This window comes from Streptomyces sp. NPDC005866 (genome assembly GCF_040629895.1).
Taxonomy (GTDB): Bacteria; Actinomycetota; Actinomycetes; order Streptomycetales; family Streptomycetaceae; genus Streptomyces.
The window spans coordinates 75,828-91,987 of the sequence record NZ_JBEXWP010000025.1 but is presented as its reverse complement, the minus strand read 5'-3'; the positions used below and the strand labels follow the sequence as shown (position 1 = coordinate 91,987).

Sequence of the window (16,160 nt, the reverse complement as noted above, 5' to 3'; positions counted from 1 at the left end):
CCGGAGGCCTCATGACTCCCGTCGCCGTGAACCCGCCCGAACTGCCCGCCCCGAGCGGCTACTCGCACGGGACGCTCGCGGGAAACACGCTCCACCTGGGCGGCCAGACCGCCCTGGACGCCGATATGAAGATCGTTCCGGGTGGCATCGTGGAGCAGTTCCGCCAGGCGTTCGGCAATGTGCTCACCACGCTGCGGGCGGCGGGCGGTGAGTCGGCGGACCTGGTGAGCGTGACGATCTATCTCACCGACATCCCCGACTACCAGGCCCACGGCAAGGCGATCGGCCGGGTGTGGCGGGAGCTCGCGGGGCAGGTGTATCCGGCGATGGCGGGCATCGGCTGCACCGCGCTCTGGCAGCCGGAGGCGATGATCGAGATCCTCGGCGTGGCCGTGATCCCGGACGAGCGGCTGATCAGGCCGGATGCCTAGGCCGTGTGAATGACCGCCAGGGCGTGTTCGCGGGCGGGGGCCCGGAGCGTCCTGTCGAGTTCTTCGAAGAGCGCGCCGGCCGTCTCGCCGTGCCAGCCCGGCGGCAGCAGGGACAGCGGCAGCCCGGGGTCGCGGTACGGGAGCCGGCGCCACTCGGTGAGCATCGGCAGATAGATCCCGAACGCCTCGTGGGGCTCGATTCCGCCCGCGGCCGCGCGCTCGCGCACCGGCCCGTACCGTGCGAGGAAGTCCGCGTAGAGCGCGGTGAGCTCGTCGAGGTCCCACCACTCTCGGACCTTCGCCGACAGGTCACCGAAGGCGAAGTGGTCGCCGGTGAAGATGTCGACGTACGGCGTCAGTTCGAGCCGTTGCAGGGTGCGGCGGGTCTCGTCGGCGAGGATGCCGGGGGCCACCCACACACCGGGGGCGGCGGTGCCGAAGCCCAGACGGGTCAGGGCCGTGCGCAGGGCGTGGCGCTTGTCCCGCTCGGACTCGGGCACCGAGAAGACGACTACGAGCCAGCCGTCGTCGGCCGCGGCCCGGTTCCGCTCGAAGATGCGGATGTCGCCCTCCTCGAGCACCTCCAGGGTGGAGTCGGCGACGGCGTATCCGGCGGCACCCCCGTGCCGCTCGCTCCGCAGGACCCCGCGCCGCTTCAGCCGGGAGACGGCGGAGCGTACGGCCTGCCCCTCCACACCGAGGTCGGCCATGAGGCGTATCACCGAGGCCACGGAGAGCCAGTCGTGCTCACCGCGCGCGTACAGCCCGAAGAGGGTGATGATCAGCGGGCCCAGCCGGCTGTCCCGCCCGCCCGCGCCGACGGCGGACGACGGCTCGACTTGCGCTGTCATGTCCACCCACCTCCGGCCGATGTCACCCTTCTGATCGCGAAGCAGCCTATCGCGCGAGCCTTCGCTCCACCGGCGGTGCGGATGCCGGCACCCGGGCCGCCTCGCCCACTCCCGCCGTGCAGCCCGCGAGGCTCCCGCCCGGGCATCGATTTCGTCCGCGCCACCGTTGTTCCCGATACCTCCGGAAGTTCTGGTACTTCTGGTGCCTCTGTTGTCTCTGTTGGGGAGTCCGACATGACCACACCCCGGGACCTGTTCATCGTCACCGTGTACGACGCCGCCGCCCGGCCCGTCGAGCAGGGCGACCTCTCGCTGGCCCTCGCGGGAGCCGAACTGGTCGATCTCCTCGGCGCCGGGGCGGCCACCCTCGACGACGAGCTCGTCGTGCCCGCTCCCCAGGGCGAAACGGGCGACCGTCTCCTCGACCAGGCGGCGGCGGCGCTGAAGCGCGACACACCGTACGAGTCGGTCGAGGACTGGCTGTGGCGCCGGGGGCGTGGCCTGTCCGCCGCCTATCTCGCCGTGCTGGAGGAGGACGGGACGGTCGCCCGGCAGCGGCGGCGCTGGCTGCCCCTGCCGAGCGGGCGGACGGCGCCGGCCGACTCGCCCGAGCATGCCCGGGCGCGCGAGCGCTGGATGTCCGGTGAGCCCGTGCTCGGGGCCCTCGCGGCCGCCGTGGGCATCCAGGACGAGACGCCCAAGGACCTTGCGAGTGACGCCTCCGACGCCACCGTGACGGTGGTGGCCGCCGTGGACGACGCCGTGACGGAGCTGGCCGCCGTGCGGCAGCGGCGGGAGATCGAGGACGCGGCCTTCGACAACGTGTGGCGCGGTCTGTAAGGGCCACCGCAGGCGGCTGTCGCTAGTGGGTCGCCTTCTCCCCGGTGGGTGCGACCGCGAACCACTTGCCGTCGAGGCCCTGGCCGTTCAGGTCGCCCGGCTTGCTGTCGCCGGAGAAGCGGTAGACGGGCCAGCCCCCGACGGTGATCTGGACCTGGCCGTCCGGGCGGCGGATGGCGCCGACCGCCTTCGCGTTCACGCCCGCCAGGTAGACGTTGCCGCCCTCCTGGATGGTCACGGGCGGCCACTTCACCGCGCAGGCGCCGGTGCAGGCCGTCTGCGACGGGTTGGCGGTGTCGGCGTCGAAGCGGTACAGCGCCGCCTGGTTGATGTTGATGAGGTGCGCGGTGGACAGCGGCGCCGAGGTCACCGCCGACAACTGCACCCACTTGGGCGGCGCCTCCTGCACCACCGCTCCGACCACGGTGCCGCCGGTGCCGCTGAGGCCGGCGTTCTGCGCGGTGGAGTCGACCACTTGGAGGGCCGAGTTGCCCGTGCCCTGGCCGGGTGTCGTGGTGGAAGGGGACGGGGACGGCGCCGCGGAGGACGAGGTGGCCGGGGTCGAGCTGTCGCCGATGGAGATCGTCTTGCCGCAGGCCGACAGGCCGGCAACACCGCACAGGGCGAGCACGGACGCGACGACGGCACGGCGTACGGCGCCGCCGTGGGACGGCGGCGGGGTGGAGAGCGAGGTCATGCCTGCAACACGAGACAGGCACCGGTAAGGGTTCAATATGCCGGCCGCCGGGCCGCCCGGGATCGGTCGGACCGCCGCGGCGGTGAACGTTTTGGGCCCGCGACCTCGTGTTCCCGGCAGAGACGAATCCTCACCGCACCAGGAACGGGGGCCCGCAGTGGCGTCGGACGTCAACATCCCCGGGAGTGAACTCAAAGAGGCCCAGGACATGCTGGGCTTCGTGCACGACTTCATCGACATCGGACACCACACGTTCGACTTCGATGCCGCGTTCGGGCCCGAGCTCTCCCACGGCTCCGCACAGAACTTCGAGAACAAGTGGGAGGACGGCAAGCACCAGCTGCAGAAGCAGGTGCAGGGCATCCGTGACGCCATCGGTACCGTCCTGGACTCCTTCGAGAAGACCGACCAGGACGCGGTGGCGAACCTCGACGACGGCAGCGGCCGGTGAGCTCCCCCGCCGAGCACTTCCCTGAGTCCCCCGACTTGTCCAACACTTCCCCCGAAGGTGGCGGCCGACCGATGAGCACCGCACGGCGTTTTCTGCTGGACATCCCGGACCAGTGGCAGCAGGTCGACCTGAGCGGTGAGGAGCTGGCCAGGACCCGCGCCCAGGCCCTCGCCGCGACCGACGACCCGCGCGAGAAGGCACGGATCAACGACATGTTCCGGCAGGGCCGGGAGGTGACCCGGGCCGCCCGCCGCCACGGGGCGCTGCTGGCCGCGGGCACGGCGACGATGTACACCGAGGGCCTCTTCATGGCGTACGGCATGGTCTTCGCCGTGAGCACCCCCGAGGGTGAGGAGCTCACCCTGCCCGTGCTGTCGGCGCGGCTCGGTGTCTCCTCGGCTACCGGCGCGGCGCCCAGGGACCGGGTCATCGCGTCGGCGAAGGTGCCTCATGTGGGCACGGTGGCCCGCGTCACCGGCACCGAGGTGACCCGGCTGACCGGGGACATCGACGTCAAGCTGCTGACGATGCACACGATGATGCCGGTGCCCGGCAGCACCGACGACTTCCTCGTGGTCACCCTCGCCAGCCCCAACCTGCCGCTGAAGAGTGAGGTGTACGACCTCTTCGACGCCATCACCAGCACGTTCCGCTTCGTGACGGACGACGGCGTCCAGGTCTCCCCGGACGGTGACGGCGCCGCCGCCTGATCCACGCGGCACGGTATGACGAAGGGCGGCCGGGCCCCCAAGCTCCGGCCGCCCTTCACCGCTCCGCGGGACCGGCCGCTCGTCCGGGCCGCAGGAGAGGAGGGAGGCGCACCCCCAGGGGGGAAGCGGGGGTGCGCCTCCCCGCTTCAGAGGTCCGCTTCGAGGGCTTCGACGAACGGCACCTGGACCGTCCGCAGCGTTCCGTCGCCCAGGTGCAGCAGACCCCGGCCCGGCTGCGGGGCCTGTCCCACGACGCCCCGGCTCAGCTTCACACCGATGACCTCGCCGTCGCTCAGTCCCTGCGGGGAGAGGAGCATGCCGGTGCGGTTGCGCTTCACCTGCCCCATCCAGCCGGCCAGGCTCAGTGACAGCGACTCGGCATTGCCGGCCGCGAGGACGCCCCAGCCGGTTCCGGCACCGCCCCGGGCGAGCAGCGCGAGGTCGGGGTCGATCTCGGCCCCCATGAACAGTTCGGCGTCGTCCACCACGATCACGCCGTGCTCCTCCGGCACATTGCCCAGAGCCTGCCGGAACTCCTCGGCCGTCACCTCGGCGTCCGTGATGACGACGGCCACCCCCGGCCGGCCCCGCAGCCGGCGCAGCGGCGAGCGCCGCGGCGCCAGCACGATGAGGCCGGTCCCGGCGGCCAGCAGCGACTCGGCCGCGGTGAGCAGGGCGGTGCTGCGGCCGGTGCGCGGCGGACCGGCGACCACGAAGGTCGGCACGTCCGCCAGGTCGGGGCCGAGCGAGGTGAGCGTGTCACCGCCGACGGCCACCAGGGGACGCATCGGACCGCCGTGGGTGTGCAGGGCGAGCGCGTCGGCGTACGTGACCCGGTCGGGGAGCACGTCGAGGCGGATCGGGCGCCGGGCGAGCGGAACCGAGGACTCGCGTTCGGTCAGCTCCCGGCCCAGGGTGACCAGGATGTCGGCCTGCGCGGTGCCGGACAGGTCCTCGCCGAGCACCGCGATCTGTGCCTCGCTCAGGTCCTGGGTGCGGATGCCGCGGCCCGGTGCGGGGTCGGCCGGCGCTGACTTGGTGGGGATGCCGACGCTGGAGTAGTCCTGGCGGTCGTTGAGCCTGAGGACGATCTTGTCCTCGGTGGTGCCGGAGAACCGGCTGCTGCCGAGCACCCGGTCACCGGCGAGGACGACATGGATGCCGACGCCTGCTCCGTCGCGCAGCAGCCGGATCATGCGCTCCATGTAGCTGCCGTTGTCGTACGCGGTGTACTCGCGCTCGAAGACCTCGAACCGGTCGACCATCAGCACGATGTGGGCGAGCCGTTCCTCGGCGGGCTGGGTGCCGCGCAGTTCGGTCAGATCGGCCGTGCCCCGTGCGCCCAGGATGCTCTGGCGGGCGGTGAGTTCGGCGCTCAGCCGGTCCAGGAGCCGTCCCAGGCGCTCGGTCTGGTTGCGGTCGACGACCGCGCCGCAGTGCGGCAGCGCGGTCAGGGCGTTGAGCGCGCCGTTGCCGCAGTCGATGCCGTACAGGTGGACGTCGTCGGCGCCGTGCGCCTGGCCGAGGGCGGCGGCCAGGGTGCGCAGGGTCTGGGAGCGTCCGCTGCGGGGCGAGCCGACGATGTGCAGATGGCCGGCCCGGTCGAGGTCGAGGACCAGGGGGGCGCGGGTCTGCTGTGCGGGCAGGTCGACGATGCCGTACTCCACTGCGGGCAGCGCCGCCGCACGTTCGGCGGCCGGCTTGGGCGCGGGCGGTGGCGTCCACGGCAGCAGCGCGGGCAGCGGGGGCAGCCAGGGGCTGGGCTGGCGCGCCACTTCGGCGAGCCGGGCCGCCTGGGCGACGGCTCCGGCGAGCACCGCCAGGTCGGTGACGGCCTCGGTCCGTGCCGCGCCCGAGCCGCCCCGGGAGCGCGCGGCCGGCCGCGGACCGCCGAGGTTCTGCCAGCTCACCGCTTCGGCGCGGACGGCCACCTCGGTCCCCTCGGCGGCCTGGCCGCCGGGGCGGCGGCCGCCCACGCGGCCCGACTGGAACGGCAGCAGGGCCGAGGGGCCGAGCCGGGCGTAGGCGCGGCCGGGGTTGGCCGGGGAGATGTCCCCGGAGTCGGGGGCGTCGATGATGTCGCGGCTCTCGCTGGTGTCGGTGGTGCGCAGGGCGATCCGCAGATTGGTGTTGGCGCGGATGTCCGGGGTGACCGCGCCGCCGGGACGCTGGGTCGCCAGCACCAGGTGGATGCCGAGCGAACGGCCGCGCTGTGCGATGTTCACCAACCCGGAGATGAACTCGGGCAGTTCCCGCGCCATGGACGCGAACTCGTCGATGACCAGCAGCAGTCGGGGCAGCGGGGCCAGGACGTTGCCGCCGCGGGCACGCTTGTCGAGGTAGTCCTCGATGTCCTTGGCGCCGGCCTGCGCCAACTGGGTCTCGCGGCGGCGCAGTTCGGCGCCGAGAGAGACCAGCGCCCGCTCCACCAGCCGGGTGTCGAGGTCGGTGACCAGGCCGACGGTGTGCGGCAGGTCGGCGCACTCGGCGAAGGCGCTGCCGCCCTTGTAGTCGACGAGGACGAACGTCATCTCGTCGGGCCGGTTGACCACGGCGAGTGTGGCGACCAGGGTCTGCAGCAGCTCGGACTTGCCGGAGCCGGTGGTGCCGGCGATCAGTGCGTGCGGGCCGTCGCGCACCAGGTCGACGGCGAACTCACCGTCGTATCCGACGCCGAGCAGGGCCCGGGTGCTGCGGCCGCCCAGCGACCAGCCGGCCACCACGGCCTCGGCGGTGGGCGGTTCGATGTGCAGCAGGTCCAGCAGGCGTACGGAGCCGGGCAGCGCGCTCTCGTCGCTGTCGCCGACGCCGCGCAGCGGGGCCAGCGCGCGGGCGAAGTGCTCGTACCAGTCGGGCTCCGGCGAGTCGCCGCGGACGTTCTCCAGCGCGGCGCCGGAGCCGGTGCGCACCCGGGACGTAGTGGCGCCCGGCTCCGTGACGACGACGGCGCCGCACTCCTCGGGCAGCAGCCGCTCCTCGCGGTCGATGCAGATGGTGTGGACGCCGACGGCCGGGCCGTCGCGCAGCAGCGCGATCACACCGGGCAGCGAACGGGCCCTGCGCGCCTCCTCCAGGATCACCAGGACGTCCGGGTAGCCGTTCGCCCCGCCGCGGGTGACGTCGGGGCCGGCCGCCGTGCGGGCGGCGACGAGCTGGCCGAGTTCGCCGATGCGCCGGGCCAGGGACTCGGCGGTGCTGCCGATCAGGGCGTAGGCGTCCTCGCCCTGTGCCTGGGTGTGGGGCAGCCAGCGGGTCCAGGACCAGTCGCCTTCGCCGTCCGGTCCGGCGAGGACGACGATGCGCAGGTCGGTGGGGCTGTGCAGGGCGGCGGCCTGGGCGGCAAGCCAGCCGGCCAGGCGGGTCGCTCCCGGTCCGGCGACGCCCGCGACACCGGCCCGGCGCAGCGGTACGGCGACCGGCACCTGGTTCAGCCACGGCACGGTGCCGCGCCGGTGCTCGTCCTGCTCCGGGTCGTCGACGCTGACCGACGAGGGCAGGTCGGTGGTGCCGACGCGCACGGAGAGGAAGTCGGGGTCCTGCCAACGGCGTTCCCACAGCCGCTCCGAGGGCTGCACCGCCATCTGGAGCAGCGTGGCCGGATCGGGCAGCGACAGACGCAGGTTGTGCTGTTCCTCCAGTACGGCCGCGTCGATGTCCGCGCGCACGCGGGCGAGCGTCCGGTCGTACTCCTCCTTCTTCTCCAGGTACTTGAGCATCGCCTGCTTGCGGCCGCCGAACTGGGTGACCAGGGCGGCGATCGGGGAGAGCAGGGCGATGAAGACGAACGACCAGCGGTGGGTGACGAAGATGGCGATCGCCGCGCTGCCCGCCGGCAGCAGCAGGATCGGCAGCAGCGGGATGGGACGCTTGTCGGGCTTGACCGGCGGGGTGGGAAGCCGGAACTTCGCGCCCGCGGCGGGCGGCAGGAACCGCGGCGGCCGGTTGAACTCCAGGCCGAGACCGTCCTGGGCCGGGGTCAGCGGGGCGCGGGCCGTGGGGCGTGAGGTCAGCTCCAGCAGGATGTCGCCGACGGCGAGCTGGCTGCCCGCCCGCCACGGGGCGGGGTCCTGCGCGGGCTTGCCGTCGAGCAACGCCCCGTCCGTCTTGAGGAGTTCGGCACTGCCGTCGAGCCGGACCCGGACCCGGGCCGCGAGCGGCGGGGCGGTGTCGGCGAGGCGGACACGGCACAGGGGGCCGCTGCCGATGTCGTAGTCGCCCGGGACGAGCCGGAAGACGGTTCCGGCGCCCGGGCCCGACACCAGCCGGACCTCGGTGCGGCCCTCGGGCTCGGGGTCCCGTGGCAGGGGAGCGCCGAGCCCGAGGTCCATGCCGTCCCGCACCCCGGCGCCCTGGAGGGTGGTGTGCGGGTCGACGGGGGCCGGGCCGATGTACAGGGGCGGCTCCCCCGCGGCCGCCCCGGTATACCCGACGGCCCGTGCCAGTTCGGCCGCGAGACTGCCCGTCTGCGCGGACGGTTCGGTTTCCACGGCGACGGTGGTGGACACCCCCTCGACCTGCGGGTCACGCACGCTGACGGTCAATCGCACTGCTCATCGTCCTTCTCGTGTGGAGGTGGGTGTGGCACCGCCCGCCATGGCGGCGAGCCGGGCCGGTGGGTCAGGAGAGGTTGGAGCCGAGCTGGCTGTCGGTCTGGTCGAAGGCCTCGCCGACGGACTTCACGTACTGGCCGATCCCCTGCAGCCCCTGGTTGACCTGGTCGAAGCCCTTGGCGAACTCGTCGAAGAACGGCGAGAACTTCTGCTGGGCGGCCGGCGTGGTGTAGCCGTCGGCAAGCAGGCTGGAGATCTTGCCCTTGACCTCGTTGAGCTTGTCCTGGAGCTGGGAGAAGTCGTTGAGGAGGGCCTGCGAGGTGGAGGAGGTGGTGTCCGAGTTGACGCTGTAGTTGGGCATGGGAGGACTCCTTGCTGGTTGTTGGTGCGATCCACCCTTCGGGGGTGGACGACTGTGATGTGCGGACGGCAGAGGGACTACCGGCCGTCCGGGCCTTCAGCGGGGCTCGTCGGCGCCGTGACGAACCCGTCGCTCGTCGGGGACGATGACCCGCTGGGGCTCGTGGGCGCCGTGACGAACCCGTCGCTCGACGGGGACGGCGACTCGCTGCCGGAGTTCGGCTGCGCGTCGGACGTACTGATCGGTGGGAGGCCGGGCCGTCCCTGGGGGCTGCCGGCGTCCGGGGTGACGGGCGAGGACGGCGGCGCGTCGGTGGGGTGCGGAGTGGTGGGGGACGGCGGAAGCGGCACGTCGGCCGGGTCCACCGGGGTCGGCGTGGACGGGCGGGACCCCGTCGGCGACGGCGGAAGCGGCACGTTGGCCGGGTCCACCGGCGCCGGGGTGGAGGGACGCGACCCTGTCGGTGAGGCCGCCGGGTCCGGCGTCGACGTCTGGTCGGCGGGTGTGTTCGCCGGACCGGCCGGCGGTCTGGGGCTGCCCTTGACGGGGATCTTGTCGGTGAGGCCGTCGATCGAACGGCCGAGGCCCGCCTTTCCGACGGGTCCGGCGCCGAGCTTCGGTGCGGAGTTGGCGATCTCACCGGCCGCGACCTCGTTGGGGTCGCCGCCCTGGGCGACACCCACGCCGATCTTGGTGCCGAGGGTGGCGCCCTCCTCGACGGCGCCTCCGATCTGGTCGGTGGCCCGCTTGCCCACGGTGTCCCCGGCCGCGGGCGCCGTGGTGTCCCCGAACCGGCCGCCCTTGCCCTCCTCGACCGCTGGGTTCCCGCGGCTCTTTCCGATCTTGCCGATGCCTCCCTTGAAGGCGGCTCCGGCCACGGCCCCCGCCGCCGCCCCCGCGAACACGCCCGCGGCCGTGATCTGGTCGTGGTTGGCCGCCTTGGCGCCCGCTTCCAGCGCCGAGTTGGTCAGGAAGTTGCCGCCGACCTCGGTGGCCACCTTGCCGACGGGGTTGGCGAGCACACCGCCGACGATCTTGCTGTTGGTGAGGGACTCACCGATCTTCGTGATCGACCCGGTGCCCTTCGTGATGAAGCCCGAGCTCTTCACGGCGGCCACGGCGGCGGGGGCGATCGCCTGGACGGCCTTGCCGCCGAGCTTCAGCAGGGAGCCGCCGGGCACGATCCCGAGCAGACCGACGACGAAGTCACCGGCCTTGATACCGCCGGTCTGACTGGCCACGACTTGGTTGAAGACGAACAACGCCGCGCCGAGCAGTGCGCCCACCACCGGGAAGAACACCGCCACGACGGCGACGAGCGCGGCAAGCAGGATCTGGACGAACGGGAAATCCTTGAAGAAGTCGGCGATCTTCTGGAAGATGTTCCGCTCCGGAATCGCCTCCTGCGCCGCCCGGTCCAGCACGTCGGCGCACCGGCCCTGCGCGCTCTCCCGCATCGACTTGGCCTGTTCGGCCAGGCTCTTGGCCGCGCTCAGCTCCGACTGGCCGGCGTCGATGGCGTCCTGCGTCCTGCGCGCCTCGGACTTCTCTTCGTCCGTCGGGTTCGCGCCGAGCTGCTTGGGCGCCTGGTTCGCCTGCGGAGCGGCCGACCGGGCCTGGTCCACCGCCCGGTCGAAGGTGTCCTGGGCCTCCCGCAGCCGCGGCATGTAGTCGGTGTAAGCCTGGGCCGCGTCGTGGTAGGAGGTCATGGTCTTGGTCAGCTTTTCCGGGAGATCGTCGCCGATCTTCTGCTTCAGCTGGTCCATCGCCGAACCACGGCCCTGCGAGATCGTGCCGTCCTTCTTCAGGACGTTCAGCGCCTTCTCCGCGGCGTCCCCGATGTCCCGGTACCGCTGCATCACGCCCTGGATCAGGTCGGGGTCACCGGGAGTCGGATCGGAGTCCATGCCGACGATCTGGAAGTCCTCGGGACTCGCGTGCCGACGTGCCATGGGGATCCCCCGGTCCGGTGCCTGTGACGGGTGTTCGCCAGGTACACGGGGTCGGTGTCGCGAAGGGTTCAATCCGAGTTCGCTTCGAACGATTCCACCGGGCGGCTCCGTGTAGTCGGTGCAACGGAACCAGGAGGACATGGGTGGACACGATGAGCGGCAACGGGGACGACGGGTACGGGCACAGGCCGGCGAACCCCACGGTGCGCATGCTGCTGCGCACCATGGTGGCGCTGTTGGCGGCCTGTCTGATGGCGCTGGGTGGGACGGCGTCCGCGCACGCGGCCCCCGACGACGATCTGATCAAGGTGTTCGTGGTACCGGACCCGGCGCAGGCAGGCGGGCAGCTCGCCACCCTGCAGTCGATCGCCGTCTCCACGCTGGGCGACGCGTCCCGGTCGGGCGAGATCCTCGACCTCAACCGCGGTCAGGCGCAGAAGGACGGCGGGACCCTGGACAGCCCGGCCGACCAGCTGCACCCCGGCTGGATCCTGCGCCTGCCGCAGGACGCCTCGGGACCCGACGTCCGGCTGGCCCGGGACACCGGCGGCCAGGGCGCCGCCACCATCCCCCCGGCCTCCGGACAGCAGACGTCCCCGCCGGGCGCCCAGCAGTCCACGATGTTCACGATTCCGCTGGCCGCGGCTGTCGCGGTGCTCGGCACGATTCTGCTCGCCCTGATCACCGCCGGAATCGTCGGCAGGCGGAAGGTGCGCATGGCGTACGCCGCCGTACGGCACGCCGTCGGCCGGCTCGGCGAGCCGATGCGCCGCAAGCGCCGCCTGACGCAGCGCCGGGCCACGGGCCGCCGCTTCGCGACCGACGCGGAAGGCGTACGACGCGCCTACGGCACCCTGGGCGAGTTCGCGGCCACCCGCCGGCAGCCGGAGCGGCCGGTGCACGCGCTGCGGGTCGACGGGGCGGGCGTGACGGTGTGGCTGACGGCCTCCGACTCGGTCGACGCTCCGTGGGCGAACGTCGACGGCACCCGCTGGCGCCGCCCCGCGGCCGCCACCGGCTGGCTGAGCCGCGGCGAGGAGGCCGGTGTGACGTCACAGGCCGCGGTCGGCGCCGCCTGCCTGGTGCGGGCGGGCACGGACGCGGACGGCGAGCCGGTGTTCGTGGACCTCAGCCGGCTGGACGGCGTGCTCAGCGTGAGCGGTGATCAGAGCGTGGCCCGGGACGTCGTGCAGAACCTGCTGGCGGAGATCGCCCGGACCCGGCCGGATACTCCGGTGACCGTGCTGCGCGGCGCGGACGGTGCGCAGCCGCTCACGGTGCCCGCGGGTCTGCGGCAGCTTCCGCGGGTCGAGACCCCGGCCACGGCGGTACCGGTCGCGGGCCGGGGGACGGTGCGTGCCGGCGCGTCGCGCAGGCCGGTGCGGGGCCTGGTCGTGGTGGCCGGGACACCGGGCGGGCCGGCGGCCGCCGAACTGGCCGCGCTGTGCGGACCGGACGGCGCTGGCTGGACCGGGCTCGTGTACGGCGAGGCGGAGGGTGCGCACTGGCGCTGGCACACCGACGCCGACGGCCATGTCGACATCCCGGTGCTGGACGTGCGGCTCACCGTTCCGGCGTGAGTCCCCTGCCGGCCTTGGCGCGCAGGGCGGTGAGGGCGTAGTGCTGGCGGGACTTGACGGTCCCGGCGGGTATGCCCAGGATGCGTGCCGTTTCCTGCGCGGTCCGGCCGCACAGGTAGGTGTGCAGCAGGACCTCCCGGTGCTCGTGCGACAGCTGCCGCAGCAGATCGGTGGCCTCCACCGAGGTCAGCACGGCGCCGGAGTGGTCGGGCAGGGGTACGTCCCGGTCGTCGGCACCGAGGGTCTCGTGGCGGGCGGCGGCGCTGCGCATCCGGTCGACGACGAGGTTGCGGGTGACCTTGAGGAGCCAGCCCCGCACCGATCCCTCGGTGCTGTAGAGGCGTTCGGCGTGCGGCCAGGCACGGATGAGGGCCTCCTGGACGATGTCCTCGGCCATGTGACGGTCGTTCAGCAGCTTCTCGGCGTAGACGACCAGCGCCTTCGCGTGGTCGGACATCATGGTGTGCAGCAGTTGGTCGCGGTCTGCGGCCGGCGCGGCGTGCGCGTGGGTGGTCGTAGTCATCTTCGAGTTCCTGACGGGGAATGCCGTACGCCCCTTCGGCTCCTGGTGGAGCGGAGCGCGGGGAGCGTAGGCAGGGCCCGCTTCCGGAACTCTGACGGTTTACTGACGCCGGGGCGGGTCGGGTGCGGGAAGGTCCTCCAGCCGGTCACGCAGCTGCCCGGCCTCGGGGTGGCCGATCTCGTCGAGGATGCCGAGTGCCTCGCGCCAGGCGAGCGCGGCCTGTGGGTCGTGGCGGGCCGCGCGGTGGGTGTCGCCGATGTGCACCAGGGTGTCGGCCTCCAGGTAGCGGTCGCGGATCTCCCGGTACAGCTCCAGCGCGTGCTCGTAGCACTCGAGTGCGCGGTCGTGGCGGTGCAGATGGTGATGGGCGTAGCCGACGCTGTCCCAGGCGGCGGCCTCGCCGTTGCGGTCGCCCGTTTCCCGGTGGACGGCGAGCGCCCGGCCGCACTCCTCCAGGGCGTCCTCGTACTTGCCCATCAGGATGTACGTCCAGCCGACCTCGTTGGCGATGGCCGCCTCGACGCCGCACAGTCCGGCCGCGCGGTAGAGGGTGCTGGCCCGGGCGTAGTGGTCCAGGGCCTCCTTGTGCCGTCCGCGCCGGTTGGCGAGGAAGGCGAAGCGGCGGTGGGTCCTGCCCTCGCCCGCCCGGTCGCCGGTCTCGGCGCACAGTTCCAGGGCCCGCGACAGGTGTGCGTCGGCCTCGTCCCACCGTTCGAAACGGCCGCTGGCGAAGCCGAGCGCCCGGTGCCCGTCCGCCTGACCGCTGATGTCGCCCAGGCGCTGGGCCGCCCCCACGGCCGCCGTCTGCGCGGTGAGCTGCTCCTGCCAACGGCCGTTGCGGTCCAGGTACAGCTCCAGGATGGTGGCCAGTTGCCAGCTGTGCTCGCCGCTGCCGTGCCGGGCGTCCTGCTCGATCGCGGCGAGCAGGGCGGAGCGGTTGGTCTCCAGCCAGTGGTCCGCGGCGGCCTGGTCGGGCAGCCGCGGGACGGTCACCCCGGTCGCGGGGGGCCGCAGCCGGATGCGTTCCCGGCCGGGCGCGAGGACGCTGTCGGCCGCGTGCGCGGTGTGCAGGTAGTGGTCGAACATGCGGCGCCGTGCCGTGTCCCGCTCCTGTGCGGTGTCCCGCGCCCGGGCCAGCTCGCCCGCGTAGGCGCGCAGCAGCTCGTGGCAGCCGTAGCGGCCCGGCGCGGGCTCGGAGATCAGATGGGCGCGGACCAGCTCGGCGAGCAGGGGCCGGACCTGGCCGGCCCGCTGCCCGGCGAGGCTGGCGACGGCGGCGAGCGAGCTGTCGGATCCCGGATGCAGGGCGAGCAGGCGGAACACGCGGGCGGCGGCGGGGGTGAGGAGCTGGTACGACCAGGAGAACGCGCTGCGTGCGTCCGCGGCCGGGGCCTCTCCGGAGAAGGCGTCCAGGCTGTCCTCGCTGTCGTGCAGTTCGGCGGCGACGGACGCGAGCGGGAACGTCGGGTTCACGACCGCGCGGGCGCCGACGACGGCCAGCGCCAAGGGGAGGCGTCCGCACAGGGCGATGATCTCCGCGACGGCGTCGGGTTCGCGCGCGACGCGTTCGGCACCGAGCCGACGGGACAGGAACTCGCGCGCGTCCGCGTCGCTGAGCACGTCCAGGCTCAGGAAGTGCGCGCCCTCCCCGGCCACCAGGCCGTAGAGCTGGTTGCGACTGGTGACGACGACCATGCAGCCGGGCGCGCCGGGCAGCAGTGGGCGGACGTGCTCGCTGTCCCGGGCGTTGTCGAGGACGATGAGGACGCGCCGGTCGGCGAGGAGGCTGCGGTAGAGCGCGGCCTGCGCGTCCAGCCCCGCGGGGATGCGCTGCGCGGGGACGCCGAAGGCGTCGAGGAAGGACCGTATCGCCTCCGCGGCGCTCATGATCGAGCCGGTGGGATGGAAGCCGCGCAGATTGACGTAGAGCTGTCCGTCGGGGAACCGGCCGGCGACGCTGTGCGCCCAGTGCACCGCCAGGGTGGTCTTGCCGACGCCGGCCATGCCGCCGATGGCGCTGATCACGACCGTCGACGCCGGTTCGTCGGTGGCGGGCAACAGTGCCCGGACGCGGGCGAGTTCACTGCGCCGGCCGGTGAAGGCGGCGAGATCCACGGGGAGTTGGGCAGGGCGCACGGTGACGACGGTGGCCGGCCGGGCGGCCGCGGCCGCGCCTTCGCCGGGGTCGGCGGGTCCGGACGCCGTCGGGGTCCGCGCGGTGGGGGTTCGGCCGAGGACCCGCTGCTGGGCGGCCTGGAGTTCGGGCCCCGGCTGGACGCCCAGCTCGTCGGCGAGCCGGGTGCGTACGGTCCGGTGGACGTCCAGCGCCTCGGCCTGGTGGCCGGTGGCCGCGAGCACCAGGATCAGTCTTGCCTGCAGTCCTTCGTCCAGCGGGTGCTGAGCCGCGGCCTGCCGGAGGGTCACCAGGATCCGCGCGCCGAGGCCCGGGCCGGCTTCCAGGGCCAGTTCGGCGGCCGCCTTGACGGCGGCCAGATGCTCGGCGTCGAGGGCGGTGAAGGCCGGGTGGGACCGCACTTCGGCCGCGATCCCGGAGGCCGCCGGCCCGCGCCACAGCGCCAGTGCCTCGATCAACAGCTCGGTGGCGGTGGCCGGTTGCCCGTCCTGCGCCGCCTGGTCCGCCTGGCGCCGCAGGTCCCGGAAGCGGAGTAGGTCGAGAGAGTCGGGGTCGGCCTCGAGGCGGTAGCCACCGGAGCCCCGCACCAGCCACCGGGACTCGCTCCTGGCCGGGAGGTCGGGTTCGATCAGCCGGCGCAGGGCGCCGATGTGCCGCTGGACGACGTTGACGGCGCTGTCCGGCGGGTCCTGGCCCCACAGCGCGTCGATGATCTCGTGCACGGCGACCGGATGCCCCGCCTCGGTCAGCAGCAACGCGAGCAGCGCGCGCTCCTTGGGCGGGCCCAGCACCAGTTCCGTGCCGCCGCGCCAAGCCCTGACGGGTCCGAGCACGGCAAATCGTGTACGCACCGAGTCCCCTGTACCGACTGTGACGACATGTGAGACCGGCGCACCCGGTCGTCGGGGGCGCGCGGCTTCGCACGAGCTTAGAGTCCGTGCGGACCTGGCGGCGCATGGTTGCGCCGCCACGGAGCGTCGCACGCGAGGAACCGGCCACGCGAAGGAGGGGACGGCGGTGCACGGCGCCGCAACGCGACGAGGTCCGGCCCCCGTACCCTCGCTTGAGACCACGGCAGGC

At 73.2% G+C, this 16,160-nt stretch carries 12 protein-coding genes; 5 read left to right on the top strand and 7 right to left on the bottom strand.

The genetic code is table 11. The features are described from left to right. Window positions 1-11 precede the first annotated feature (11 nt). Entirely contained in the window at window positions 12-431 is a 420-nt protein-coding gene (locus tag ABZ396_RS30975) for a RidA family protein (protein WP_358926880.1), read from the top strand. On the opposite strand, the gene ABZ396_RS30970 is transcribed toward ABZ396_RS30975, so the two are convergent. Beyond that, window positions 428-1,282, bottom strand: coding sequence for a PaaX family transcriptional regulator C-terminal domain-containing protein (locus tag ABZ396_RS30970; RefSeq protein ID WP_358926881.1), 855 nt, complete (start codon window positions 1,280-1,282; stop codon window positions 428-430). The genes ABZ396_RS30975 and ABZ396_RS30970 overlap by 4 nt on opposite strands. A 234-nt stretch (window positions 1,283-1,516) precedes the next feature. On the opposite strand from ABZ396_RS30970, the gene ABZ396_RS30965 reads away from it, so the two are divergent. Next, window positions 1,517-2,122 carry a GPP34 family phosphoprotein gene (locus ABZ396_RS30965; RefSeq protein ID WP_358926882.1) on the top strand — a complete coding sequence of 202 codons (606 nt, stop codon included), beginning with the start codon at window positions 1,517-1,519 and terminating at the stop codon, window positions 2,120-2,122. Between the two features lie 22 nt (window positions 2,123-2,144). On the opposite strand, the gene ABZ396_RS30960 is transcribed toward ABZ396_RS30965, so the two are convergent. After that, window positions 2,145-2,819: a hypothetical protein gene (locus ABZ396_RS30960; protein WP_358926883.1), complete on the bottom strand. Its 675-nt coding sequence runs from the start codon at window positions 2,817-2,819 to the stop codon at window positions 2,145-2,147. 157 nt (window positions 2,820-2,976) lie between these two features. Here ABZ396_RS30960 and ABZ396_RS30955 point away from each other — a divergent pair, with 157 nt between their 5' ends. Next, complete coding sequence (locus ABZ396_RS30955) at window positions 2,977-3,270, top strand: hypothetical protein (protein ID WP_358926884.1); 294 nt, start codon at window positions 2,977-2,979, stop codon at window positions 3,268-3,270. A gap of 71 nt (window positions 3,271-3,341) precedes the next feature. Then, on the top strand, window positions 3,342-3,980 hold the full coding sequence (locus ABZ396_RS30950) for a hypothetical protein (RefSeq protein ID WP_358926885.1): 639 nt from the start codon (window positions 3,342-3,344) through the stop codon (window positions 3,978-3,980). 146 nt (window positions 3,981-4,126) lie between these two features. Here the strand turns inward: ABZ396_RS30950 and ABZ396_RS30945 are convergent, their stop codons facing one another. From ABZ396_RS30945 to ABZ396_RS30935, 3 genes are all read right to left on the bottom strand, one after another. Further along, complete coding sequence (locus ABZ396_RS30945) at window positions 4,127-8,527, bottom strand: FtsK/SpoIIIE domain-containing protein (protein ID WP_359186440.1); 4,401 nt, start codon at window positions 8,525-8,527, stop codon at window positions 4,127-4,129. Between the two features lie 70 nt (window positions 8,528-8,597). Beyond that, entirely contained in the window at window positions 8,598-8,891 is a 294-nt protein-coding gene (locus ABZ396_RS30940; protein ID WP_358923294.1) for a WXG100 family type VII secretion target, read from the bottom strand. 77 nt (window positions 8,892-8,968) lie between these two features. Then, window positions 8,969-10,843 (bottom strand): putative T7SS-secreted protein, encoded by a 1,875-nt coding sequence (locus ABZ396_RS30935; RefSeq protein WP_358923292.1) that lies wholly within the window; start codon window positions 10,841-10,843, stop codon window positions 8,969-8,971. 143 nt (window positions 10,844-10,986) lie between these two features. Here ABZ396_RS30935 and ABZ396_RS30930 point away from each other — a divergent pair, with 143 nt between their 5' ends. Further along, a complete protein-coding gene (locus ABZ396_RS30930; RefSeq protein WP_358923290.1) occupies window positions 10,987-12,423 on the top strand; it encodes a hypothetical protein in 1,437 nt (478 codons plus the stop codon). Here the strand turns inward: ABZ396_RS30930 and ABZ396_RS30925 are convergent. Together ABZ396_RS30925 and ABZ396_RS30920 are read right to left on the bottom strand one after the other, a co-directional pair. Beyond that, window positions 12,407-12,946, bottom strand: a complete 540-nt coding sequence (locus ABZ396_RS30925; protein ID WP_358923288.1) for a sigma-70 family RNA polymerase sigma factor — start codon at window positions 12,944-12,946, stop codon at window positions 12,407-12,409. The two genes, ABZ396_RS30930 and ABZ396_RS30925, sit on opposite strands and share 17 nt — an antisense overlap. A 99-nt stretch (window positions 12,947-13,045) precedes the next feature. Further along, entirely contained in the window at window positions 13,046-15,913 is a 2,868-nt protein-coding gene (locus tag ABZ396_RS30920; protein ID WP_358923286.1) for a BTAD domain-containing putative transcriptional regulator, read from the bottom strand. Window positions 15,914-16,160: the final 247 nt, after the last annotated feature.

Coding starts and splice junctions, on each gene's coding strand:
- ABZ396_RS30965 (WP_358926882.1), top strand. CDS start 1,517: ATGACCACACCCCGGGACCTGTTCATCGTCACCGTGTACGACGCCGCC.
- ABZ396_RS30970 (WP_358926881.1), bottom strand. CDS start 1,282: ATGACAGCGCAAGTCGAGCCGTCGTCCGCCGTCGGCGCGGGCGGGCGG.
- ABZ396_RS30935 (WP_358923292.1), bottom strand. CDS start 10,843: ATGGCACGTCGGCACGCGAGTCCCGAGGACTTCCAGATCGTCGGCATG.
- ABZ396_RS30975 (WP_358926880.1), top strand. CDS start 12: ATGACTCCCGTCGCCGTGAACCCGCCCGAACTGCCCGCCCCGAGCGGC.
- ABZ396_RS30925 (WP_358923288.1), bottom strand. CDS start 12,946: ATGACTACGACCACCCACGCGCACGCCGCGCCGGCCGCAGACCGCGAC.
- ABZ396_RS30940 (WP_358923294.1), bottom strand. CDS start 8,891: ATGCCCAACTACAGCGTCAACTCGGACACCACCTCCTCCACCTCGCAG.
- ABZ396_RS30960 (WP_358926883.1), bottom strand. CDS start 2,819: ATGACCTCGCTCTCCACCCCGCCGCCGTCCCACGGCGGCGCCGTACGC.
- ABZ396_RS30950 (WP_358926885.1), top strand. CDS start 3,342: ATGAGCACCGCACGGCGTTTTCTGCTGGACATCCCGGACCAGTGGCAG.